Annotated in this window: 20 protein-coding genes; 8 read left to right on the top strand and 12 right to left on the bottom strand. The window is 71.9% G+C overall.

Going from position 1 to position 21,560, the window contains the following annotated elements; genetic code table 11:
- Positions 1–32: 32 nt before the first annotated feature.
- Complete coding sequence (locus tag FAF44_RS40910; protein WP_237108765.1) at positions 33–983, top strand: aminoglycoside phosphotransferase family protein; 951 nt, start codon at positions 33–35, stop codon at positions 981–983.
- Positions 967–1,962 carry a cobalamin biosynthesis protein gene (locus FAF44_RS40905; RefSeq protein ID WP_237108763.1) on the top strand — a complete coding sequence of 332 codons (996 nt, stop codon included), beginning with the start codon at positions 967–969 and terminating at the stop codon, positions 1,960–1,962. The genes FAF44_RS40910 and FAF44_RS40905 overlap by 17 nt, the downstream gene beginning before the upstream one ends.
- A 149-nt stretch (positions 1,963–2,111) precedes the next feature.
- On the opposite strand, the gene FAF44_RS40900 is transcribed toward FAF44_RS40905, so the two are convergent.
- Both FAF44_RS40900 and FAF44_RS40895 read right to left on the bottom strand, forming a co-directional pair.
- On the bottom strand, positions 2,112–2,345 hold the full coding sequence (locus FAF44_RS40900; RefSeq protein ID WP_237108762.1) for a hypothetical protein: 234 nt from the start codon (positions 2,343–2,345) through the stop codon (positions 2,112–2,114).
- Between the two features lie 537 nt (positions 2,346–2,882).
- Positions 2,883–3,512: a hypothetical protein gene (locus tag FAF44_RS40895; RefSeq protein WP_237108764.1), complete on the bottom strand. Its 630-nt coding sequence runs from the start codon at positions 3,510–3,512 to the stop codon at positions 2,883–2,885.
- Positions 3,513–3,533: 21 nt separating this feature from the next.
- Between FAF44_RS40895 and FAF44_RS40890 the strand changes: the two genes are divergently transcribed.
- Complete coding sequence (locus tag FAF44_RS40890) at positions 3,534–3,704, top strand: hypothetical protein (RefSeq protein WP_237108766.1); 171 nt, start codon at positions 3,534–3,536, stop codon at positions 3,702–3,704.
- Here the strand turns inward: FAF44_RS40890 and FAF44_RS40885 are convergent.
- Positions 3,680–5,239 carry an ABC transporter substrate-binding protein gene (locus FAF44_RS40885; protein ID WP_237108761.1) on the bottom strand — a complete coding sequence of 520 codons (1,560 nt, stop codon included), beginning with the start codon at positions 5,237–5,239 and terminating at the stop codon, positions 3,680–3,682. The two genes, FAF44_RS40890 and FAF44_RS40885, sit on opposite strands and share 25 nt — an antisense overlap.
- 195 nt (positions 5,240–5,434) lie before the next feature.
- Between FAF44_RS40885 and FAF44_RS40880 the strand changes: the two genes are divergently transcribed.
- Positions 5,435–7,339: a nitrate- and nitrite sensing domain-containing protein gene (locus FAF44_RS40880; protein WP_237108760.1), complete on the top strand. Its 1,905-nt coding sequence runs from the start codon at positions 5,435–5,437 to the stop codon at positions 7,337–7,339.
- Positions 7,332–7,688 carry a DUF742 domain-containing protein gene (locus FAF44_RS40875; protein WP_043630385.1) on the top strand — a complete coding sequence of 119 codons (357 nt, stop codon included), beginning with the start codon at positions 7,332–7,334 and terminating at the stop codon, positions 7,686–7,688. The genes FAF44_RS40880 and FAF44_RS40875 overlap by 8 nt, the downstream gene beginning before the upstream one ends.
- On the opposite strand, the gene FAF44_RS40870 is transcribed toward FAF44_RS40875, so the two are convergent.
- Complete coding sequence (locus tag FAF44_RS40870; protein ID WP_237108759.1) at positions 7,666–9,060, bottom strand: MFS transporter; 1,395 nt, start codon at positions 9,058–9,060, stop codon at positions 7,666–7,668. The two genes, FAF44_RS40875 and FAF44_RS40870, sit on opposite strands and share 23 nt — an antisense overlap.
- A gap of 73 nt (positions 9,061–9,133) precedes the next feature.
- On the opposite strand from FAF44_RS40870, the gene FAF44_RS40865 reads away from it, so the two are divergent.
- A complete protein-coding gene (locus FAF44_RS40865; RefSeq protein WP_237108758.1) occupies positions 9,134–9,613 on the top strand; it encodes a MarR family winged helix-turn-helix transcriptional regulator in 480 nt (159 codons plus the stop codon).
- On the opposite strand, the gene FAF44_RS40860 is transcribed toward FAF44_RS40865, so the two are convergent.
- The 8 genes from FAF44_RS40860 to FAF44_RS40825 form a co-directional block, all read right to left on the bottom strand.
- Positions 9,583–10,467 carry an ABC transporter ATP-binding protein gene (locus FAF44_RS40860; protein WP_237108757.1) on the bottom strand — a complete coding sequence of 295 codons (885 nt, stop codon included), beginning with the start codon at positions 10,465–10,467 and terminating at the stop codon, positions 9,583–9,585. The genes FAF44_RS40865 and FAF44_RS40860 overlap by 31 nt on opposite strands.
- Positions 10,464–11,201, bottom strand: a complete 738-nt coding sequence (locus FAF44_RS40855; RefSeq protein WP_237108756.1) for an ABC transporter ATP-binding protein — start codon at positions 11,199–11,201, stop codon at positions 10,464–10,466. The genes FAF44_RS40860 and FAF44_RS40855 overlap by 4 nt, the downstream gene beginning before the upstream one ends.
- On the bottom strand, positions 11,198–12,049 hold the full coding sequence (locus FAF44_RS40850; RefSeq protein ID WP_237108755.1) for an ABC transporter permease: 852 nt from the start codon (positions 12,047–12,049) through the stop codon (positions 11,198–11,200). Before FAF44_RS40850 ends, FAF44_RS40855 begins: the two co-directional genes overlap by 4 nt.
- Positions 12,046–13,062 (bottom strand): ABC transporter permease, encoded by a 1,017-nt coding sequence (locus FAF44_RS40845; RefSeq protein ID WP_237108754.1) that lies wholly within the window; start codon positions 13,060–13,062, stop codon positions 12,046–12,048. Before FAF44_RS40845 ends, FAF44_RS40850 begins: the two co-directional genes overlap by 4 nt.
- Before the next feature lie 2 nt (positions 13,063–13,064).
- Positions 13,065–14,681, bottom strand: coding sequence for an ABC transporter substrate-binding protein (locus tag FAF44_RS40840; RefSeq protein ID WP_237108753.1), 1,617 nt, complete (start codon positions 14,679–14,681; stop codon positions 13,065–13,067).
- Positions 14,682–14,703: 22 nt separating this feature from the next.
- Positions 14,704–16,263 (bottom strand): hydantoinase/oxoprolinase family protein, encoded by a 1,560-nt coding sequence (locus FAF44_RS40835; protein WP_237108752.1) that lies wholly within the window; start codon positions 16,261–16,263, stop codon positions 14,704–14,706.
- Positions 16,256–17,326, bottom strand: coding sequence for a DUF917 domain-containing protein (locus FAF44_RS40830; protein WP_272895699.1), 1,071 nt, complete (start codon positions 17,324–17,326; stop codon positions 16,256–16,258). Before FAF44_RS40830 ends, FAF44_RS40835 begins: the two co-directional genes overlap by 8 nt.
- 78 nt (positions 17,327–17,404) lie before the next feature.
- The gene (locus FAF44_RS40825) at positions 17,405–17,848 is read right to left on the bottom strand and encodes an RpiB/LacA/LacB family sugar-phosphate isomerase (protein ID WP_237108750.1); all 444 of its coding nucleotides are present in this window, start codon (positions 17,846–17,848) and stop codon (positions 17,405–17,407) included.
- Between the two features lie 118 nt (positions 17,849–17,966).
- On the opposite strand from FAF44_RS40825, the gene FAF44_RS40820 reads away from it, so the two are divergent.
- Positions 17,967–19,133, top strand: a complete 1,167-nt coding sequence (locus FAF44_RS40820) for an amidohydrolase (protein ID WP_237108749.1) — start codon at positions 17,967–17,969, stop codon at positions 19,131–19,133.
- Between the two features lie 27 nt (positions 19,134–19,160).
- Positions 19,161–21,560: Tex family protein (locus FAF44_RS40815; RefSeq protein ID WP_237108748.1), on the top strand; the 2,400-nt coding region annotated here is incomplete at its 3' end.

The following is a 21,560-nucleotide window of genomic DNA, read 5'->3' as shown; positions in this document are numbered from 1 at the left end:
GGGCGGGGTACTTGGGTCTAAGCTTTTTGGGCATGGTCGCGACGCTCCTGCATGAGATTCCGCTGCAGGGCGGGGACGTGACAGACGGGGTGGTGCGTGTCGGCGACACCGTGCGCAGACCGGCCAGTACGTCGACGCCCGCCGTGCACGCCCTGCTGAGACACCTTGAGTACACCGGGTTCGACGGGGCGCCCCGGGTGATGGGGATGGACGGGTTCGGGCGGGAGATCCTCACCTTCCTTCCGGGTAAGACCGGGTTTCGGGCGGAGACGGTGACCGACGAGGCGCTGGTGGGGTTGGCGACGCTGGTGCGCCGGTTTCATGATGCGACCCTCGGGTTCCCGTTCACCGGGGTCAGCGGGTGGGCACAGGGGTCGAATGACGACCAGGAGCCGGAAGTGATCGGTCACTGTGATCTGACGCCGGAGAATGTGGTTTTCAGCCCAGGCCCAGGCGGCCCTGGCCCAGGGCAAGGCCCAGGCCCAGGCCCAGGGCAAGGGCAAGGGCAAGGGCAAGGGCAAGGCCCAGGCCAAGGGCCGACACCGGGCTCGGGTCCAGATCTCGTGGGGTCTGTTCGTGGTGACAGCGGAGGAAGTACGAGGGGCGGCGCGCTCGTCCCGTACGCGCTGATCGATTTTGATCTGGCGCGGCCGACCACCCGCCTGTTCGACGTCGTGACCACGCTGCGCCATTGGGGTCCCATCTCCGACCCGGTGGACCGGGTTCCGTTGCTCCGGACCGTGAACGTGGGTGTCCGGTTGCGGCTGTTCTGTGACGCGTACGGTCTCCTGCCCCGCGATCGCCGCCGGCTGCTCGACCTGGCCAGGCTGCGTTTCCACCGCTCGTACGCGGTCATGCGGGCACGCGCCGCGTCCGGTGGGGGCTGGGGCAGGATGTGGGACGGGGGCGCCGGTGAGCGCATCCGCCGGGGCGCCGCATGGCTGGATGTGCACGAAGATGAGCTTCATGCCCATTTGGTGTGATCCTCTGGGGCTCGCCCTCGGCGTGGCCCTCGACAGGCTGCTGGCCGACCCGCAGAGCCCCGCCCATCCGGTCGCGGTGTTCGGACGCGGCGCGGCCCGGCTGGAGCAGGCCCTGTACGCGGACGACCGCCGCAACGGCGTCCTGCACGTCGTCCTGTGTGTCGGGGGCGCGGCCTCGCTGGGCGTGCTCGCCGTGCGGGCGACGGCCTCCAGCAGAGTCCTCCGTACGACCGTGACGGCCCTGACCACCTGGGCCGTGCTCGGCGGCACCACGCTGGCCCGGGAGGGCGCGTACCTGGCCGGCGCCCTGGAGGACGACGACCTGGAACGCGCCAGGGCCCGCCTCCCCCACCTGTGCGGCCGGGATCCCAGCCGGCTGGAGGCGCCGGAGCTGGCGCGGGCCACGGTCGAGTCGCTGGCCGAGAACACCTCCGACGCCGTCGTGGCCCCGCTGTTCTGGGGGGCGGTGGCGGGGGTGCCGGGGATGCTGGCGTACCGGGCGATCAACACGCTGGACGCCATGATCGGGCACCACTCCCCCCGTTACGAACGCTTCGGCTGGGCCGCCGCCCGTCTCGACGACGTCGCGAACTACGTGCCGGCGCGCCTGACCGGCGTGCTCACGGTGCTGACCGCGCCGGACCCGGGCGGCGCGCGGGCCATGTTGCGCCGGGACGGGCACCGTCATCCCAGTCCGAACGCCGGGCGGTGCGAGGCGGCGTTCGCGGGCGCGCTGGGCGTCACGCTCGGGGGGCGGAACGTCTACGGGGGAAGGGTCGAGGAGCGGCCGACGATGGGCGACGGGCCCCGGCCGGAGGTGACGGACATCCGCCGCGCGGTGCGGCTGACGCGCGCGGTGAGCACGGCCTCCGCCGTCGTCGCGGTGGCGATGTCGGCGGCGGTGACGGTGACCGCGGTGGCGGCGGTGGCCGCGGCCGGCGTGTCCGTCGCGTCCGCGTGGCGCCGCCGCCGGTCCTGACACGAGCCGGTGACCGGTGGCCGCCTACGCGGTGGCCGGTTCCGGTGGCAGGACCACGGTGGCAGGACCACGGTGACGGCACCGGTCCGGCCTCGAACGGCGTGCAGCCGAAGCCCCTACCGCACCGAGGCCGGCCCGTCGCCCGCCGGCTACAAGGAGCGGTTGAGATTGAGTACGAGCCACACCACGAACAGCGCGATGAGCGTGATCCCGATCATCGACTTCGCGGCGTTGTGAGCGACTGCCTTCCGAGCCGTGACCTGCCTGGCGCTCTGCTTCCAGACCTGACGCATGAGAATCATGGTCTGGAAACGCCGGCCGAGGGCGAACACGGCGAACCCGATCAGAATGAAGAGAATGACGCGGCCGTCCGCAGGTTCCACGGAGATCCCCCTGTGGTCCTTGTTGCTCCTGAACGCCCCCGAAACATTTGGGAACACACGATACTCGGACGACAGCGGTTTGTGACCACCCATGTCACCGCAGCTCAATCACCCTTGCGGGCCTCCCGGAACATCCTGGCCGATCTCGGAGGACGTCGCTCCGCAGCCCTCCGGGCGGGCGGTGCGGCATGCGCCCTCTGGCACATCGACGCACGCCTCCTCGTGACAGCCCACCCGCCCGGACGGCCTTCGTGTTCCGGGTGTCACCACATCCACTGGTCTGGGGTGACGATGTCGGCGGAGGCCGTTCCGGTGACGACTGCGGTGATGGCGACGATCCCGGCCAGGACGACGAGCAGCTTGCGCATGGTGCTCGCTTCACGGGTTGCTGGGCTTTCGTCCTCACTGTGGTTGGTGACGGCGGAGCCGGCGATGTGCTGTTTCGATCAAGGTCCGGAGTGGATCTTGTGAGAAACAGCCGATGATCTTGAGCCGGGCATGCGGCTATTGTCGTCTCTCGCTGCGAGACTCGGCCTGTCAGGGCCTGGTCCGCTCCACCCCCACGGTGATCTCGTGGCCGAGCCGCCGGCCCATGAGCAGTTCCAGGTCGTCACCGCTCCAGAACCGGCCGGGGTCGTACCAGTTGGGCCGCCGCCCGCCGGGCAGCAGCCCCATCTCCTCGTACGTGACGGCCACCACCTCGGCGCAGTACGCGCTCTCCAGCGTCTCGTCCTTACGGCGGCGGCCCTTGCCAGGCACGCGTCCCTTCGCCCAGCGCGCGGCCAGCCGGGCGGTGGACGGGAACGGGGTGCCGTCGAGCCTGGCGACCGTGCGCAGGGCGGCGTCCTCCATCTCGGGGGTGGCCTCGGGGTCGAGCTGGCGCAGCCAGCCCCGCTGGCCGTACCGGTCGGCCCAGACGGTGACGGCGTCGCGCAGGTCGTGGAGCTGCACGCCGCGCTGGTGGGTGCCGGACCACAGGTCGAGCAGCGACTTGCCGAGTTCGGCGTGCCACATCATCGGCGGCAGGTCCTCGATCACGATGGCCATGCCCACGTGGTTGACCGGGCTGTTGGTCATGGTCTGGATGGCGCGGTCGGGCACGGAACGTCCGCGGAAGATCCACAGGTCGCCGGTCCGCGTCACCCTGACGGCCTCGTCGAGAGTCAGCACAGGGCTAGCCTAGGCAACATGCGCTGGTGGAAGATGCTCGGTCTGGCCGGAATCATGGGTGTGGCGGCCACGGGGGTGGTGATCGCGCGGGCCGAACGGCGGCGTCGCGCCTACACCCCGGAGGAGATCAGGTCCCGGCTGCGCGAGCGCGCCGCGGGGCCGGCTCAGCCCGAGGGCCGCAGGTCGTAGACGAAGACCACGTCGGGGTAGGCCGGGTTGTCGTCGTAGCCCCTGATGCCGCCCAGGAAGGCGCGCTGCGACTTGACCACCCAGGGCAACGCGGCGGCGACCCGCTGGTCGAGCACGCGGTTCGTGGCCCGCTCGTACGACTGCTGCGCGGCCGGCCGGTCGGTGACCGTAAGCTCCGGCAGGGGGGCGAGCAGCGCGTCGAGGGTCTGGTCGTTGAGGTACGAGAGGTTCATCACGGGTGGGTTCGCGCTGTGGAAGACCTGGCCGAAGTAGGAGAAGCCGTCGGCGTAGTCGGGCCACCAGTACATGACGAAGATGTCCTGGCCGCGCCGCTTGCCCAGCTCCCACTGGGCGTTCCAGTGCATGCCCCTGACGTCGAGGGTGACGTTGAGCTGCCGCAGCGTGGCCCGTAGCCGCCGGGCGAGCACCTGCTCGTCGGCCTCGCCCTCGCCGTAGGTCAGGCGCAGCCGCAGCGGCCGGCCTCCTGGGCCGTAGCCGGCCTGCTGGAGCAGCTTGGCGGCGCCTTCGAGGTTCTGCTCGGGCACCCGGTTCGGCACGTGGCCGAGCAGCCCTTCCGGGATGACGCCGCTGGCCGGCATCACCGAGCCCTTGAGCGCCTTGATCAGGCCCTGGTAGTCGATGGCCTGCTGCACCGCCTTGCGTACCCGGATGTCCTTCATGGGGCCGGCGGCGGTGTTGAACAGCATGACGGCGGTCGTGAACGAGGTCCGGTCGGAGGTGCGCAGGCCGGGCGCGGCCGAGGCGCGGGCGAACAGCGCCGGGTCGAGCCGGTCCACGAAGCTGGCCTCGCCGTTCTGCAACATCCGGTACGCCCGCTCGGCGTCCGGCACGGCCTTGTACTTGATCGTGTTGTAGTGCGGCCGCCGCCAGCCGCCCCAGTACCCGTCGTACGCCGTGAGCGTGAGCTCGTCCTCCTTGCCCTTGTTCCACCTGGTCACGGTGTACGGGCCGGAGCCCGCGTCCTTGCCCTGGCGGAACCAGTTCCCCAGGTCGGGGGCGGCCTGGGTGTCGTAGATGTAGGCGGCGTACCCGGCGGAGGCGACCAGGTCCAGCGGGACGGGGTACTTCAGCGCGAACGTCACGGTTTGCGGGCCCTCGGCCCTGATGGAGGAGACGGCGTCCCAGATGTAGGAGGCGCCGGTCTTGGCCTTCATCGTGCGCTCGATGGACGCCTTGACCGCGTCGGCGTCCAGCGGCCTGCCGGTGTGGAAGGTCACGCCGGGGCGCAGGGTGAAGGTCCAGGTCCGGCCGTCGGCGGAGGAGCGCCACGAGGTGGCCAGGCGGGGGGCCGACTTCTTGGTGACGGGGTTCCAGAAGGTGAGCGTCTCGTAGACGTTCTGGAAGGCGATGATCTCGTTGGAGTAGGAGCGGCTGGGGTCCCATTCGGTGACGATGTCGGTGTTCTTGACATAGACGAACGGCGATTCCCCCACCGGCGCGCGTTGCGGCTCCGGGGGCGTGGCGCAGGCCGCGAGGAGGGCCAGCGCGGCGGCCGCTACGAGTCGACGGCGCAACGCGACTCCCTCCGTGACCGATGGTGACCTGTTGTGACCTGTGTGACTCCCGGGGAAACCTACTCCAACTTTCCGGTGAGGCGTGACACGTGTCCAAAAGTCCCGAAAAATTGGGCATTCTGGTGATCGAATTGCTATTCTCGGGGCTTGTCCCGTCCGGGGTTGCCAGCAGGGGACCGACCGGAGTGAGGTGCCATGGGCCGTAGCCGAACGATCCGCATGAAGATCATCGGGCTACTGCTGGTGCCGCTGACCTCCATGGTGGTGCTGTGGGGGGTCATCACCGCCGTGACCGCCGGTGAGAGCTTGGAGCTACGTCAGTACAAGACAGTCTGGACCAACCTCCGCCTACCCGCGTACACCCTGATCAGCGAGATCCAGGGCGAGCGTCTCATCTCCGCACAAGTCCTGCGTAACGTGGCGACCCACTCCGCTCTCGCCGGACAGCGCACCAAAACCGACCTGGCAAGGGACTCGTTCAAGCGAACCTCCAGCAACTCGAAGGACCGATCGGAAGAGATCCGTACGCAAGTGGACGCGGTGTACACGCAACTCGACAGGCTCGACTCGGTCCGTGGAGAGATCGACGCGGGTCTGTCCGACCGTCTGCACAGCGTGGAGGCGTACAACGCGGTCATCGACACCCTGTACGGCCTGCACAAGCGGGTCGCGCTGATCGACGACATCCCGATCTACGAGCAGTCGCGCGTGGTCATCGACATGAGCTACGCCAGGGAGTTGCTGAGCAGGGAGCAGGCCATCGGGCTCGGCGCCGTCAACACGGCCGAGCGCAGGCTGTTCACCCAGATCGCGGGCAACCGCCGCTTCCTCATCGACCAGGGCCTCGGCGAGCTCGACCCGGCGCTGCGCGACCCCCAGGTGGCCCTCATCACCTCCGCCGCCTACGCGCGGATGCGGATGATGGAGGACCAGATCATCGCCGGCGGCACGCCGCAGGGCTGGCTGAACACCACCGAGGGGCTGGCCAAGGCGTTCAACGAGGCCCAGATGCGGGCCAGCGCGCTGCTGAGCGAGCGCGCCGACCCGGTCGCGGACCAGGTGCTGGCGCGGGCGTTCCTGCTGGCGGGCACGGCCCTGGCGCTGGTGATCGTGTCGATCGCGTTCTCGCTGCGGATGGGCAACCGTCTCTCACGGGAGCTCGGCGCGCTGCGGCTGGCCGCGCTGGAGGTCTCCCAGGAGCGGCTGCCGCACGTGGTCGCCAAGCTGCGCAAGGGCGAGAAGGTCGAGATGCCCGAGCTGTCGGTGGCCAGCACCACGGTCGAGATCGACGACGTGGGCCAGGCGTTCTCCGCCGTGCAGCAGACGGCGGTGGAGGCCGCGGTCGGGCAGGCGCAGCTCAGCGAGGGCGTCGGGCACGTCTTCCGCAACCTGGCCAGGCGCAGCCAGACCCTGCTGCACCGCCAGCGCATCCAGCTCGCCGACATGCAGCACCGGGCCACCGACCCCGAGGCGCTCGACGACCTGTTCAAGCTCGACCACCTGACGACGCGCATGCGCCGCCACGCCGAGGGCCTGATCATCCTGTCGGGCGCGACGCCGGGGCGCGGCTGGAGCCGTCCGGTGCCGCTGCTCGACGTGGCCCGCGGCGCCGCGGCCGAGGTCGAGGACTACCAGCGGGTCGTCGTCGAGCCGATGGCCGGTCAGCGGCTGGCCGGCACGGTGGTCGGCGACGTGATCCATCTCATCGCCGAGCTGATCGAGAACGCCACCGTCTACTCTCCCCCGCACACCTCGGTCATCGTGCGCGGCGAGGCGGCGGCCCGGGGCTTCGCCTTCGAGGTCGAGGACCGGGGGTTCGGGATGGACCCAGAAGAGCTGGCCGACTACAACGAGCGGCTGGCCAGCCCGCCGGAGTTCGACCTGGCCGACAGCGACCGCCTCGGCCTCTTCGTCGTCTCCCGCCTCGCCGCCAGGCACGACATCCGCGTTACCCTGCGCGGTTCACCATATGGAGGGACCACCGCGATCGTGTTGATCCCGGAAGAGCACGTGGCCGAACCAGAGGCCGAGCCCCAGGCGGACGCGCTCAAGAAGGAACAGCCCGCCGCCCGCCCGATGCGGGTGGTGCGAAGTGACTGAAGAGCGCTGGCTGGACGAGGACGCCGGTCCGATCGTCCCCGCCTACCTGCTGACCCGGGGCCGTACGGTGCCCGCGAGCGAGGCCATCGACCTCATCGCGGTGATCATCACCGCGGGCGGCCTGACGCCGCCCCGCGGTCTCGACCCCGAGCACCTCATCATCCTGCAGAAGTGCACCCAGCCCACCCGGCTCGTCGATGTGGCGGCCGAGCTGAACCTGCCCATCGGCGTGGTCCGGGTGCTGGTCGGCGACCTGCACGCGCAGCAGCTCGTCCAGGTCGAGCTGCCGCCGCCCGCGCCGGACGCCAAGGTGCTGCTCGAGGTGATCAGCGGCCTGAAGGCGCTGTGACCGCCCTGCGGTTGAGATAGCCGAACCCGGCCGCGAACAGCGCGGCCACGACGCCCGATCCGGCGGCTGCCCCGAAGACCCACGGGTAGCCGCCGCCCGCGGCGAGCACGGCGGCGATCGCGGCCCCCGCCACGCTGGCGCCCACGATGCGCACCAGGGCGTTCACCCCCGCCGCCACGGCCGTGCGGTCGGGGGCGACGTGCTCGACGGCCATGGTGCCCAGCGCCGCGTAGCCGATGCCGAGGCCGATGCCCATCAACGAGGACGCCACGTACAGGTGGACCGGGACGGTGTGCGCGACCACCAGCCACAGCGCGGCCAGCCCGGTGATCGCCGAGCCCGCCGCCACCATGGCCGACGCGGGGAGCCGCTGCATGATCCGGCCCGCGAACAGCGAGATCACCAGCATGAACAGCGTGCTCGGCAGCAGGTAGACCCCGACCTCCAGGGTGGTGGCCCCGAGCCCGCCCGCCGCCTCGGGCACCTGCGCGAAGCCGGACATACCGTTCAGCAGGGTGAAGAACGAGAATCCGAGCAGCGTCGAGGACACCGTCGCCCCGATCGTGCCCCGGTGCGTCAGCATCGCCATCTCGACCAGCGGCTCGGCCACCCTGCGCTCGACCAGCACCCACCCGACCGCCAGCACGGCCGTCAGGCCGAACAGCCCGAGCACGCCGGGCGAGGTCCAGCCCCACGAGCCGCCCTGGGAGACCGCCAGCAGCAGCGTGACCAGCCACGCGGCCAGCAGCGCCGCCCCCGCCAGGTCGGGACGGCCCTTGACGGGCGGGGCCGAGTCACGCACGAGGACGGCCACGACGACCAGGGCGGCCAGCGAGATCCCGCTGATGATCCAGAAGGCCAGGTGGTAGTCGCCGGAGGCGAGCCCGGCCAGGATCATCCCTCCCCCGCTGCCGAATCCCATGGTCGCGCTGAGCACGCCGATGCCGGTGGCGAGCTGCTGCCTGGGCAGCGAGTCGCGGACCACGCCGATCGACAGCGGTACCAGCGCGGCCACCGCGCCCTGCAGCACGCGGGCCACGATGAGCCAGGTCAGCGAGGTCGCCAGCGCGGCCATGATCGAGCCGATCACCAGGAGGGCCAGCGCGGCGAGGATCATGCGGCGGCGGCCGTACATGTCGCCGAAGCGGGACAACAAGGGGGTGGACACCGCTCCGACCAGCAAGCTCAGCGTGAGTGTCCAGGTCACGGCGCTCAATGAGGTGTTCAGCTCCCGTTGCAGCACGGGAAGCAACGGCACGACCGCGGTGTTCTGCAGGGCGGCGATGGAGGCGGCGAAGGACAGCGAGATCACCGCCGGCCAGGGGTTTCGCCTCGACATCTCTAGTGACGCGGGCACGGCGACTGTCGCCATGACGGCTCCTTTGGATAACTTGGGTAAGTAGTCGAGTAGAGATAATACATACGTAAGTTAGGTAATCAAGCGGATGGACGAGAATCTGCACCGGACGGTCAGCGCCTATCGACGGCTGGCCACCACGCTCAACCGCGCCAAGACCCACGAGCGGCTGACCGCGGCCGCCGGCGTCCGCCTGGATCGGCCGGACGTCCAGATCCTCGTCACGCTGCTGGACGCGGGCGAGCCGCGCAGGATCGGGATGATCGCCGAGAGCCTGCAGGTGGAGAGCCCGCACGTGACGCGGCACGTCGCGGCGCTGGAGCAGCGCGGGCTGGTCGAGCGGGTCCGCGACCCCGACGACGGCCGGGCCTGGCGCATCGCGCTCACCGAGGACGGCGCCGAGGCGGCCGAGTCATGCCGCCGGGTGACCTCGCAGTGGTTCGAGAGCGCGCTGGCCGACTGGCCGGAACCGGAACGGGCCGAGCTGGCCCGGCTGCTGGACAAGCTCGCCTACGACGTGTGCGACCACCTGACGGCTCAGCTCGACAGCACGTCCTCGGCGCGGTGACACGCCACCCGGCGACCGGCCAGGTCCCGCGGCTCGGGCGGCCGCTCGCAGACGGGCGCCGCCAGCGGGCAGCGCAGCCGGAACGCGCAGCCGGTCGCCGCCGGGACGGCCTCCGTCGCCCCCTTCGGCTCCGGCGGGTCCCCGCCGAGCCGGGGCACGGCGTCGCGCAGGGCGCGGGTGTAGGGGTGGGCCGGGTTCGAGAGCAGCTCGGAGGTCGGGCCCGACTCGACCACGCGGCCCGCGAACAGCACGTGTGAGGTGCGGCAGAGCCGTCGCACGACGGCCAGGTTGTGCGTGATGAGCAGGCGCTCGGTCTCCAGCGAGGCCAGCAGGTCGAGGATCCTGGCCTGGACGGTGACGTCGAGCGCGCTGGTGGGCTCGTCGAGGATGAGCAGGCGCGGGCCCACGGCCAGGGCCCTGGCGATCACCACCCGCTGGCGCTGGCCGCCCGAGAGCTGGTGGGGGCGGCGATCGGCCAGGGCGGGGTCGAGGCCGACCTGTTCGAGCAGTTCGCCGACGCGGGAGCGGGCGGCGCGCGGGAGCGCCTCGGCGACGGAGCGTCCGACGCGCATCCTCGGGTCGAGGGCCTCGGCCTGGAAGACAGGCTGGACGTCCCTGCGGAACGCCTTCATGTCCGCCTTGTGCAGCGGCCGGTCGCCGTACCGGATGGTTCCCGACATGGGGCTCAGCAGGCCGAGGAAGGCGCGGGCCAGCGTCGTCTTGCCCGAGCCGCTCTCCCCGATCAGGCCCACGCCGCCCTCGGCGATGTCGAGGCTCACGTCGTGGACGACGGGACGGCGGCCGTACCCGAGTGTCACGCGCTCGGCCCTGAGCAGGGCCCCGGTGGACGTCACGGCAGGGCCTCCAGCAGTTCGCGGGTGTAGGGATGGGAGGGCCGCGCCAGCACCTCGGCGGCGGGCCCCGACTCCACCACCGCGCCGTCCTTCATGACCAGCACCCGGTCGGCGATCGTCGAGACCAGGGCCAGATCGTGCGAGACCAGCAGCAGCGCGAGGTCCCGCTCGGCCCTGAGCCGGTGCAGCACGCCGACCACCTCGGCCTGCACCGTCACGTCGAGCGCGCTGGTGGGCTCGTCGGCCAGGATGACCTCCGCGCCGAGGGCGATGGCCAGCGCGACGGCGAAGCGCTGGGCCTGGCCGCCGGAGACCTCGTGCGGATAGCGGCGCAGGATCTCGGGGTCGAGCAGCACCGCCTCCAGAGCCCGTGCCATGACCCGGTCCACGTCCGTCCTGCCGTGCAGCCTGAGCGCGCGGCGCATCAGGACGCCGAGCCGGGTGGCGGGGGCCAGCGCGGCCTGCGGCGACTGCATCACCAGGGCCGCCCGCGCGCCGCGGATCTCGCGCAGCCGTCGCGGCGACGCCGTGAGGACGTCCACGCCGCACACCCTGACCCGGCCCGAGACCTCGGCGTGCTCGGTGAGGCCGAGCAGCGAGAGCAGCGTCGTGGACTTGCCCGAGCCGCTCTCCCCCACGATCGCCACGCACTCCCCCGCCGCCACGTCCAGCTCCGGCACGTCGGCCACCAGCCGGCCGCCGTAACGCACCTGGAGCCCGCGCACCTCGATCACCTGACCGCCCTCCGCGGGTCGAGCGCGTTGCGCAACCCCTCGCCCAGCACGTTGAACGCGAACGCCGTCACCAGGATCGCCAGCCCGGGGAAGGTCACCACCCACCAGTTGGTGGTGAACAGCGTCTGCCCCTGCTGCACCATCAGCCCCCACTCCGCCGTCGGCTCCTGCGCGCCCAGCCCCAGGTACGACAGCGCCGCCGAGGTCAGGATCACCCCGCCCGCGTCCAGCGAGAGCTGCACCAGGACGGGGGTGAGCGAGTTCGGCAGCACGTGCCTGACGACGATCAGCGGGGCGGGCACCCCGAGGCAGCGCGCCGCGTCCACGTACGGGCGGGTGGCGATCGAGGCGGCCACGGACGCGGCCAGCCGGGTGTACCACGGCCACCAGGTCACCGCGATGACGAGGATCACGGTGTTCACTCCGGGTTGCAGCACGATCGCCAGCGCCAGGGACAGCAGCAGCGCGGGGAAGGCCAGGAACACGTCCGTGACCCGCATGATCACGTCTCTGACCCAGCCGCCCGCGTACCCGGCGACCACGCCCAGCGTCACCCCGGTCACCGCCGAGACGCCCAGCACCGCCACGGCGATGAACAGCGAGGTGCGCCCGCCGTACAGGATCCGCGTCAGCACGTCCCGGCCCACCTGGTCGGTGCCGAGCCAGTGGGCGCCGCTCGGCGGCAGCAACCGTTCCAGCGGGCGCGGCTCGTCCAGCGGGTACGGCGCCAGCCAGGGCGCGAGCAGCGCCGTCAGCACCACGACCGCGAGCAGCACCGCCCCGAACGCGGCGAACCGGTCGGGGACGCGCGGCAGCAGGCGGCGCAGCGGTTGCGCGTCCGTCGTCATCGCGACCTCGTACGGGGATCGACGAAGCCCTGGAGGAGGTCCACGACCAGGTTGGCCAGGACGTACACCAGGGCGACCAGGAGGGTGACGCCCGCGATGGCCGGGGTGTCCAGCGAGCGGATCGACTCGGCGGCGTAGCGGCCCAGACCCGGCCAGTTGAAGACGGCCTCGACGAGGAAGCCGTTCACGATCGCGTACGCGAAGACCAGCGCGATCAGCGACAGCACCGGGTTCAGCGCCGGGCGCAGCGCGAACCGGGTCAGGATCGAGGTCTCGCCGAAGCCGAGCGCGCGCTCCAGCCTGGCGTGGTCCTGGCCCGCCTCCTCGATGAGCGCGGCCCTGGTCATCTGCGCGATCACGCCCGCCGGGTAGGCGGCCACGACCAGGGCGGGCAGCACCAGGTGCCACAGGGCGCTGGTGAAGATGGGCCAGTTGCCGGTGATGAGGGCGTCGACGACGGTGATGTTCGTCCAGAGGGTGAGGGGGCTGGTGGTGTCGAGCGAGCTGTCGTACTCGCCGGCGATGGGGAACCAGCCGAGGCCGCCGGCGAAGACCGTCTGCAACGCCAGGGCCAGCCAGAACACCGGCACGGAGACGGCCAGCATGCTGCCGAGGCGCACCCCGAGGTCCGGCAGCCGCGTCTTGTGGCGGGCGGCGAGCACGCCGAGCGGGACGCCGGCGGCGATCGCGATCAGCAGCGCCGCCCCGACCAGTTCGAGCGAGGCGGGGAAGGCCAGGTAGAGGTCGTCGCGCACCGGCTGCCGGGTGCGCAGGCTCGTCCCCCAGTCGCCGGTGACCAGGTCGCGGGCGTAGTTCAGGAGCTGGACGGGCAGCGGGTCGTCCAGGCCGAACCGCGCGCGGGCCTCGGCGAGCTGCTCCGGCGTGGCCTTCGGCCCGGCGAAGGCCACCGCCGGGTCGCCGGGCACCAGCCGCATGACCGCGAACGTGAGCACGACCACGCCGGCCACGACCAGGAGGGCCTGGCCGAGCCGGCGGGCCAGATGGCGGAGCATGCTCAGCTTGCGCGCGTGAGGTCGTAGAAGAAGACCACGCTCGGGTAGGCCGGGTTGTCCTGGTAGCCCTGCACGTCCACCGACAGCGCGCGCTGGTAACGCTGCACGTACGGCACCGCGACCGCCGCCTCCTCCTGGATGATCTTCTCCTGGAGCTTGCGGTACTCCTGCTCGGCCGCCGTCCGGTCGGTGGCCGTCAGCTCGGGCAGCTTGTCGATGGCCGCGTCGATCCCGGTGTTCTTCAGGTACGACAGGTTGAACTGCGGCTTGTCGGCGCTCTTGAACACGTTGAGGAACCAGGAGTAGGCGTCCGGATAGTCCGGGTACCAGTACATGACGAAGATGTCCTGGCCCTGCTTCTTGCCCAGGTCCCACTGCGCGCCCCAGTTCATGGGCTTGGCCAGCAGGGTCACGTTGAGCTGCTTCAGCGTCGAGCTGAGCAGCGTCACCAGCAGCTTCTGGTCGTCGTCGCCGACCGCGTAGGTGAGGTCGAGCTCCAGTTCCTTCAGGTCGGGGCCGTACCCGGCGGCGGCGAGCAGTTGCCGCGCCCGGTCCAGGTCCTGCTTGGGCTCCATGCCCTCGACGTGGCCGAGCAGGCCCTGCGGCACCAGGCCGCTGGCCTTGACGCCCGATCCCTCCAGCGCCGCCGCCAGGCCGTCGTAGTCGATGGCGGCCTGCAGCGCCTGCCGCACCTTGATGTCCTTGGCCGGGCCGTCGGCCGTGTTGAACAGCACCAGCAGGTTCTGGAACGACTGCGCCTGCGAGCCCTGCACGCCACGCGTGGTGCCGGCCTGGGCGAACAACTGCGGGTTCAGGCGCCTGACGAAGTTCACCTCGCCGCTCTGCAGGAGCTGCCAGGCGGTGGTGATCTCGGGCGTGACGCGGAAGGCGACCTTCTTGTACTGCTCCGGCTTCCAGCCGCCCCAGTAGTCCTCGTACGCCTTCAGCGTGAGCTCGGTCTCCTCGCCCTTGCGCCAGGAGTCGATCGTGTACGGGCCGGTGCCGGCGGTCGTCTTGCCGTCGGCGTCCACGGCGTCCACGTCGTAGATCCAGGCCGCGTAGCCGGAGGAGGTGACGAGGTCGAGCGGGGCGGCGTACTTGAGGGTGAACTTCAGCGTGCTCGCGTCCACCGCCTCGATCTCGTCCACCGGGTCCCAGATGTAGGCGGCGCCGCCCTTCTTCTCGATCGTCCGCTCGATGGCCTTCTTGGCGGCCTCGGCGTCCATCGGGTCGCCGGTGTGGAACTTCACGCCCTGGCGCAGGGTGAACGTCCACTCCTTGCCGTCGGCCGAGGACGTCCACTCGGTGGCAAGGCGCGGCGTCGCCTTCTTGGTCAGGGAGTCGTACCTGGTCAGGCCCTCGTAGATGTTCGACAGGGCGACGATCTCGTTGGAGTAGGAGGTGGCGGGGTCCCAGTCGGTGACCACGTCGGAGTTCGGGGCGTAGACGAACGTGTTGTCGTTGGCCTGTCCGCCGGGTTGCCCGGCGGGGCTGCCGCCGCTCGTCTCGGGCTGCGGTGTCCCGCCGGCGCCGCGCACCTGGCCGCCCGCGCACGCGGTCGCGGTCAGTACGAGGACACCGGCGACCCCGGCGACGAGCAGACGCTTGTGCCAGCGCATGTGGGGGGATCCTTTCGATGTGTCACCGGGAGAGGGGTCCGGCTGCTTTGACGTGCACCCGCACGGCGGGCTCGGAGAGATAGCTCAGCGGCACCTCGAGGAGGTCCACGATCTCGACTCCGGCGGGGTCGGCCCCCGCCGCCACGGCTCGCGCCCGCGCCTCCTCCTTGGCGCTCTCGATCGCTTCCGTCCGGCTTTCTCCCGCTGGCAAGATCGTATCGACTCTGCCGCTCGCGAGGGCGATGGCGGCCCCGACGGCGTTGGCCACCTCGGCGTGCTCGGGGCGGATCACCCGGCTCACGCCGGGGATGCGATCGGGCAGCAGGAACGCCCCGCCCCCCACCGCCACCAGGGGCCGGTCGGTTCTGCCGAGGGTCATCCGGTCCACGGCGTCGATCACCATCGAGTCGGCTCGGGTAACCGCGCTTTCCAGAATGTCTGCGATTTCTTCCGACATGTCATGTCGTAGGCGATCACGCCAGCCGTCGGCTCCCGGCGGGACCCGGCCCGCCGACACGGCCGCGTCCGTCATGGTGGCCGTCGTGCCGCCGAACACCAGCGCCTCCCGGGTGATCCGGTAGCCGACCGAGTCGGGGCCGACGGCGTGCGGGCGCGCCACGGTGCCGCCGCCCAGCGCGATGGCCAGGATGTCGGGCATGCGGAAGTTCGTCAGCACGCCGCCGATCTCGACCGCCGCCGCCGACTCCCGGGGGAACCCGCCCGACAGCACCCCGAGGTCCGTGGACGTGCCGCCGACGTCCACCACGACCGCGTCCGCCACGCCCGACAGGTACGCGGCCCCGCGCAGCGAGTTCGCCGGGCCCGAGCCGATCGTGGAGACCGGCAGGCGCGCCGCGTGCTCCAGCGTCATGAGCGTGCCGTCGTTCTGCGCCAGGTACGGCCGCGCCCCCAGCCCCCGCTCGGCCAGCGCCGTGACCAGGGCGTCGGTGACGTGGCCGGCGACGCCGTACAGGGCGGCGTTCAGCACGGTCGCGTTCTCGCGCTCCAGCAGCCCGAGCGAGCCGATCTCGTGGCTCACCGACACGGGCAGGCCGTACTCGGCCCGCACCAGCTCCTCGACCCGCCGCTCGTGCGCGTCGTCGGCGGGGCTGAACACGCCGGAGACGGCCACGGCGTCGGCCCGCACACCGTCCAGGAAACGGCGGACGGCGTCCAGGTCGAGCGGGCTGATCTCGCGCCCGTCCACGTAGTGGCCGCCGGGCACGATCGCCTCGCCCGCGGAGACGGCCGCGCGCAGGTCGTCCGGCCAGTCGGACAGCGGCGGCACGGCGGTGGTCGCGGGCGCGCCCAGCCGCACCACGGCCACCCGGCCCAGGCCGCGCCGCTCCAGGATGGCGTTGGTGGCGTGGGTGGTGCCGAGCATGACACGCGTGACGTCGCCGCGCCCCCCGCCACCGCCTTCGAGCTCGGCCAGGACGGCGTCCAGGGCCGCCCGCAGTCCGCCGGTCACCTCCGGCGTGGTCGGCCGCTTGGCCTTGGCGATCACCCGGCCGCCGGCGTCGAGCACGACCGCGTCGGTGTTCGTCCCGCCGACGTCGATCCCGATCCGCAAGTCAGCCATGCGCCGTCAGCTCCTCGACGGGCACGTAGTCCAGGTCGTAGCCGAACGCCCGCGGCCCGGCCGTCTCCAGCCCCTTGGGGGTGCGCCAGAGCGGGTCGCACGGCCAGGCGAGCACCGTGACGCGCTGGCCGTAGCGCAGGCCCTCGGTCTGCACGGCGGTGGCCGTCTCGGTGTCCACCACGGTGATGAGGTCGGGCACCATGGCGCGCACCTTGCCGTCCTCGACCGCGACCAGGTTCTCGTTCTGCAGCTCCAGCGTCAGGCGGCGGCCACGGTCGTCGCCGGTGCCCTCGATCGTGGCCGTGCCGCGGACGAACCCGCCCGTGGTGCGCCGCTCCACGTCGGTCAGCTTGCCGGTGACAAGCCTGGCCGCCTTCAGCAGCCCGCGCAGCGCCTCCAGCGGCTCGGCCGCGCCTTCCGTGACCCGGCCCACCTCCAGGGCGCGGGTGACCGTGCCCTCGATGACCGCGCCCCTGGCCCGCCCGGCGGTCAGCACGTAGTCGGACATCAGCGCGTGCGACCCCGCCGCCACGCAGACCGCCCGCGCGATCCGCTCCGACCAGAGCCCGTCCACGGGACGGATGGTCACCACGTTGCCCGCCACGTCGGACATGATCACGAGGTCGGCCGGGATCCCCGCCACGTACATCGAGACCATCTGCACCTCGGGGAAGGCCCGTCCCATGCCGTCGGCGTCCAGCAGCGGCAGCCCGAGCCGGGCGGCCCAGGCGACGGGCGCGACCCCGTTGGCGCCCCCGATCTCGGAGGACATGATCGCGGCCGGCGGCCGGCCGAAAAGGCGCTCGATCTCCTCGGCGATGCGGCGCGGCTCGTCCTCGCCGTGGATCATCTCGTGGCTGACGGTCGGCGCCCCGATGCCCGACAGCGGCACGACCAGCGCGTCGTCCGGCAGGTCGGCCAGCCGGACCAGGGGCACGGGGCCGGACTCGCGCACGGCCCTGATCGACGCCAGCGACCCCGCGCGAACGCCGCCCCCGCCCCCGGTGCCCAGCACGGCGCAACCCCGGGCGAGAGCCGGAATATCGTTCTCATCAATGTTCATATGGCGCCACAACCAAGCACATACCAGCTCAGGACGCCAGCCCCGCAGGCGCGCGGGGTCATCGCGGGGTCATCACCGTCAGATGTCGTCGAGGTGGGCCACGTTCGCCACGTCCGCGGGGTCCGTGCTCGGGCGGCCGTCCAGCCAGGCGTCCAGGATCTCGTCCAGGACGACGTCCGAGGTGAGCCGGAGGCTGAGCGCCAGCACGTTGGCGTCGTTCCACTTGCGGGCGCCGTCGGCGGTGTAGGCGTCCACGCACAGCGCCGCCCGGACGCCCGGCACCTTGTTCGCCGCGATCGACGCGCCCGTGCCGGTCCAGCAGCAGACGACCGCCTGCTCGGCGCTCCCCTCGCGCACGTCTCGCGCGGCGCGCTCGCAGGCCCACGCCCAGTCGTCGCGCTCGCCCTGCCCGGCGTCGGCGAGTGCGCCGTGCGTGACGACCTCGTGCCCGCGTCTGCGCAGCTCCGACACCACCCGCTCGGCCACGCCGTCCCTGCTGTCGGCGGCCACCGAAATCCGCATGCGCCCTCCCGTTCGCTCGTCCTCACGCCCTACGCTGCCCGACGGTCGCCCGTCGCGGTGCGGAACCGTCACATCGGAGCAACGGAAATCGTCGGTGCCGCCCTTTAGGGTGCTGGACATGACCGACGTGCTGCTGCGCGGCGGGCTCCCCTGGGGGCTCGGAGCGCCTGCCGACATCCTGGTCCGCGACGGCCGCATCGACCGGGTCGCCTTCGGCCCCGTCGAGGCGCCCGCCGCACAGGTCTTCGACGTCACGGGGCAGCTCGTCCTGCCCGGCCTCGTCGAGGCCCACCGCCATCTCGACAAGACCCTCTACGGCGGCCCCTGGGTGCCGCACTCCGCCGGCGACACGCTCGCCGGCCGCATCTCCAACGACCTCGCCCGCCGCGCCGAGCTGGGCGTGCCGAGCGTGGCCCGCATGACAGCGCTGCTGGAGCGCATGTGCGCGGCGGGCACCACCCACGTGCGCACCCACACCGACATCGACCCCGAGGTGGGGCTGCGCGGGGTCGAGGCCGTGCGCGAGGCGGCGGCGGGCTCCCCCGTCGACGTGCGCCAGGTCGCCTTCCCCCAGCACGGCGTGCTGACCAACCCGGGCACGGCCGAGCTGCTGGAGGAGGCGCTGAAGAGCGGCGTGGAGGCGGTGGGCGGGCTCGACCCGGCGGGCGTCGACCGCGACCCGGTGCGCCATCTCGACCTCGTCTTCGGCCTGGCCGCGCGCTACGGCACCCACCTCGACCTGCACCTGCACGACGGGGGCTCGCTGGGCGGGTGGGAGCTGGAGCTGATCATCGAGCGCACCAGGGCGCTCGGGCTGGGCGGCCGGGTGACGGTCAGCCACGCGTACGCGCTGGGCCAGCTCGACGACGCCCACCAGGACCGCCTCGTCGAGGGCCTGGCCGAGGCGCGGATCTCGGTGGTGACGGCCGCCGTCTACGACTTCCCCGTGCCGCCCGTGAAGAAGCTGCGGGCGGCGGGCGTCACGGTCGCCTGCGGCCACGACGGCATCCGCGACCTGTGGGGCCCCTACGGCAGCGGCGACATGCTGGAACGGGCGATGCACCTGGCCTACCGCAGCACCTTCCGCGCCGACGACGACATCGAGCTGGCGCTGCAGGCGGCCACCGTCGGCGGCGCGCGGGCGCTGGGGCTCGACGACTACGGCCTGGCCCCGGGCGACCGGGCCGATCTGGTCGTGGTGCCCGCGGGCACTCCGGCGCAGGCCGTGGTCGTTCACCCTGCGCGCACTCTGGTCATGAAGGACGGCGTCGTCCTGCACAATTGACCGGCGGGACCATCGAAAGGCAGGCAAGTGCTCTCTATTGACCAGCGGATCGCCGCAGAGCTCGGCGTACGCGACGGGCAGGTGCGGGCGGCCGTCGAGCTGCTCGACGGCGGCGCGACCGTGCCGTTCATCGCGCGATACCGCAAAGAGGCCACCGGCGCCCTCGACGACGCGCAGTTGCGCACGCTGGAGGAGCGGCTGCGCTACCTGCGCGAGCTGGAGGAGCGCAGGGCGGCGATCCTGGAGTCCATCGAGTCTCAGGGCAAGCTCGACGACGAGCTGCGCGAGCAGATCATGGCCGCCGAGACCAAGGCCCGGCTCGAGGACATCTACCTGCCGTACAAGCCCAAGCGGCGCACCAAGGCGCAGATCGCCCGCGAGCTGGGCCTCGAACCGCTCGCCGACCGCCTCCTGACCGACCCCACGCTCGACCCGGCGGCGACCGCCGAAGGCTTCGTCACCGAGGGCGTCGCCGACGCGGGCGCGGCCCTCGAAGGGGCCAGGGCCATCCTGATCGAGCGCTTCGCCGAGGACGCCGACCTCATCGGCGGGCTGCGCGAGCAGTTCTGGGGCCGCGGGCAACTGGTGTCGAAGGTCCGCGAAGGCAAGGAGGAGGCGGGGGCCAAGTTCTCCGACTACTTCGAGTTCGGCGAGCCGTTCACGAAGCTGCCCTCGCACCGCATCCTGGCCATGTTCAGGGGTGAGAAGGAGGAGGTCCTCTCCGTCGCCCTGGAGCCCGACGACAGCCCCGACTACGAGATGCGCGTCGCCGCCCGGTTCGGCGTCTCCGACCAGGGCCGGCCGGCCGACAAGTGGCTCGGCGAGACCGTGCGCTGGGCCTGGCGCACCCGCATCCTCGTGCACCTCGGCATCGACCTGCGGATGCGGCTGTGGCAGGCGGCCGAGGAGGAGGCGGTGCGGGTGTTCGCGGCCAACCTGCGCGACCTGCTGCTCGCCGCTCCGGCCGGCGCGCGGCCGACGATGGGGCTCGACCCGGGGCTGCGTACGGGCGTGAAGGTCGCCGTGGTCGACACCACCGGCAAGGTCGTCGAGACCGCCACCATCTACCCCCACGAGCCCAGGCGGCAGTGGGACCAGTCGCTCGCGGTGCTGGGCTCACTCGCCCAGCGGCACGGTGTCGAGCTGATCGCCATCGGCAACGGCACGGCCTCCCGCGAGACCGACAAGCTGGCCGGCGATCTGGTCAAGCACATGCCGGGGCTCACCAAGATCGTGGTCTCCGAGGCGGGCGCGTCGGTCTACTCGGCCTCCGCCTACGCCTCGCAGGAGCTGCCCGAGCTCGACGTGTCGCTGCGCGGCGCGGTCTCCATCGCCCGGCGGCTGCAGGACCCGCTCGCCGAGCTGGTCAAGATCGACCCGAAGTCGATCGGCGTCGGCCAGTACCAGCACGACCTGGCCGAGTCCAAGCTGTCCCGCTCGCTCGACGCGGTCGTCGAAGACTGCGTCAACGCCGTCGGGGTCGACGTCAACACGGCCTCCGCGCCCCTGCTCACGCGGGTGTCGGGCATCGGCTCCACGCTGGCGGAGAGCATCGTCCGCCACCGCGACGACAACGGCCCCTTCCGGACGCGCGGGGCGCTCAAGGGCGTGTCGCGGCTCGGCCCCAAGGCGTTCGAGCAGTGCGCGGGCTTCCTGCGCATCCCGGGCGGCGACGACCCGCTCGACATGTCGAGCGTGCACCCCGAGTCCTATCCGGTGGTGCGCCGCATCCTCAGCTCCGCCGGCACCGATCTCAAGGCGCTGATCGGCAACACGGCGACGCTGCGCGCGCTCAAGCCGCAGGAGTTCACCGACGAGACGTTCGGCCTGCCCACGGTCACCGACATCCTGCGCGAGCTGGAGAAGCCGGGCCGTGACCCGCGTCCCGCCTTCAAGACCGCCGCGTTCAAGGAGGGCGTGGAGAAGATCTCCGACCTCGTCGCCGGCATGATCCTCGAGGGCGTGGTCACCAACGTGGCGGCGTTCGGCGCGTTCGTCGACGTCGGCGTGCACCAGGACGGCCTGGTCCACGTGTCGGCCATGTCGCGCGACTACGTCAAGGACCCGCGTGACGTGGTCAAGCCCGGCGACATCGTCCGCGTCAAGGTCCTCGACGTGGACATCCCGCGCAAGCGCATCTCGCTGACCCTGCGTCTCGACGACGAGACGACCGCCCAGCAGAACGGCGAGGGCCCCCGCAGGGGCGCCGGCCGCCAGGGCGGGCGCGGCGACGGCCCGCAGGGTCGCGGCCAGGGCGGGCGCGGTGCAGGTGAACGCGGTGAGAGTGGGCGCGGCGAAGGCGGACGCGGTGACGCCCGGCGCGGTGACGGCGGTCGTGGCGAGGGCGGGCGCGGCAGGGGCGACGGCCAGCGAGGCGGCGACAGCGGCCAGCGCGGGCGGGGCAACGAGCGCGGCGACGGACGGGGC

Source organism: Nonomuraea sp. MG754425, from assembly GCF_021699195.1.
GTDB lineage: Bacteria > Actinomycetota > Actinomycetes > Streptosporangiales > Streptosporangiaceae > Nonomuraea.
Note: the sequence above shows the minus strand (reverse complement) of the source record. Positions and strands in the feature narration are given on the sequence as shown.

Bases quoted from the DNA above. Each gene is read 5' to 3' on its own strand.
- FAF44_RS40910 (WP_237108765.1), top strand. From the start codon at position 33: ATGGTCGCGACGCTCCTGCATGAGATTCCGCTGCAGGGCGGGGACGTG.
- FAF44_RS40905 (WP_237108763.1), top strand. From the start codon at position 967: ATGCCCATTTGGTGTGATCCTCTGGGGCTCGCCCTCGGCGTGGCCCTC.
- FAF44_RS40890 (WP_237108766.1), top strand. From the start codon at position 3,534: ATGCGCTGGTGGAAGATGCTCGGTCTGGCCGGAATCATGGGTGTGGCG.
- FAF44_RS40880 (WP_237108760.1), top strand. From the start codon at position 5,435: ATGGGCCGTAGCCGAACGATCCGCATGAAGATCATCGGGCTACTGCTG.
- FAF44_RS40870 (WP_237108759.1), bottom strand. From the start codon at position 9,060: ATGGCGACAGTCGCCGTGCCCGCGTCACTAGAGATGTCGAGGCGAAAC.
- FAF44_RS40865 (WP_237108758.1), top strand. From the start codon at position 9,134: ATGGACGAGAATCTGCACCGGACGGTCAGCGCCTATCGACGGCTGGCC.
- FAF44_RS40850 (WP_237108755.1), bottom strand. From the start codon at position 12,049: ATGACGACGGACGCGCAACCGCTGCGCCGCCTGCTGCCGCGCGTCCCC.
- FAF44_RS40845 (WP_237108754.1), bottom strand. From the start codon at position 13,062: ATGCTCCGCCATCTGGCCCGCCGGCTCGGCCAGGCCCTCCTGGTCGTG.
- FAF44_RS40840 (WP_237108753.1), bottom strand. From the start codon at position 14,681: ATGCGCTGGCACAAGCGTCTGCTCGTCGCCGGGGTCGCCGGTGTCCTC.
- FAF44_RS40835 (WP_237108752.1), bottom strand. From the start codon at position 16,263: ATGGCTGACTTGCGGATCGGGATCGACGTCGGCGGGACGAACACCGAC.
- FAF44_RS40830 (WP_272895699.1), bottom strand. From the start codon at position 17,326: ATGAACATTGATGAGAACGATATTCCGGCTCTCGCCCGGGGTTGCGCC.
- FAF44_RS40825 (WP_237108750.1), bottom strand. From the start codon at position 17,848: ATGCGGATTTCGGTGGCCGCCGACAGCAGGGACGGCGTGGCCGAGCGG.
- FAF44_RS40820 (WP_237108749.1), top strand. From the start codon at position 17,967: ATGACCGACGTGCTGCTGCGCGGCGGGCTCCCCTGGGGGCTCGGAGCG.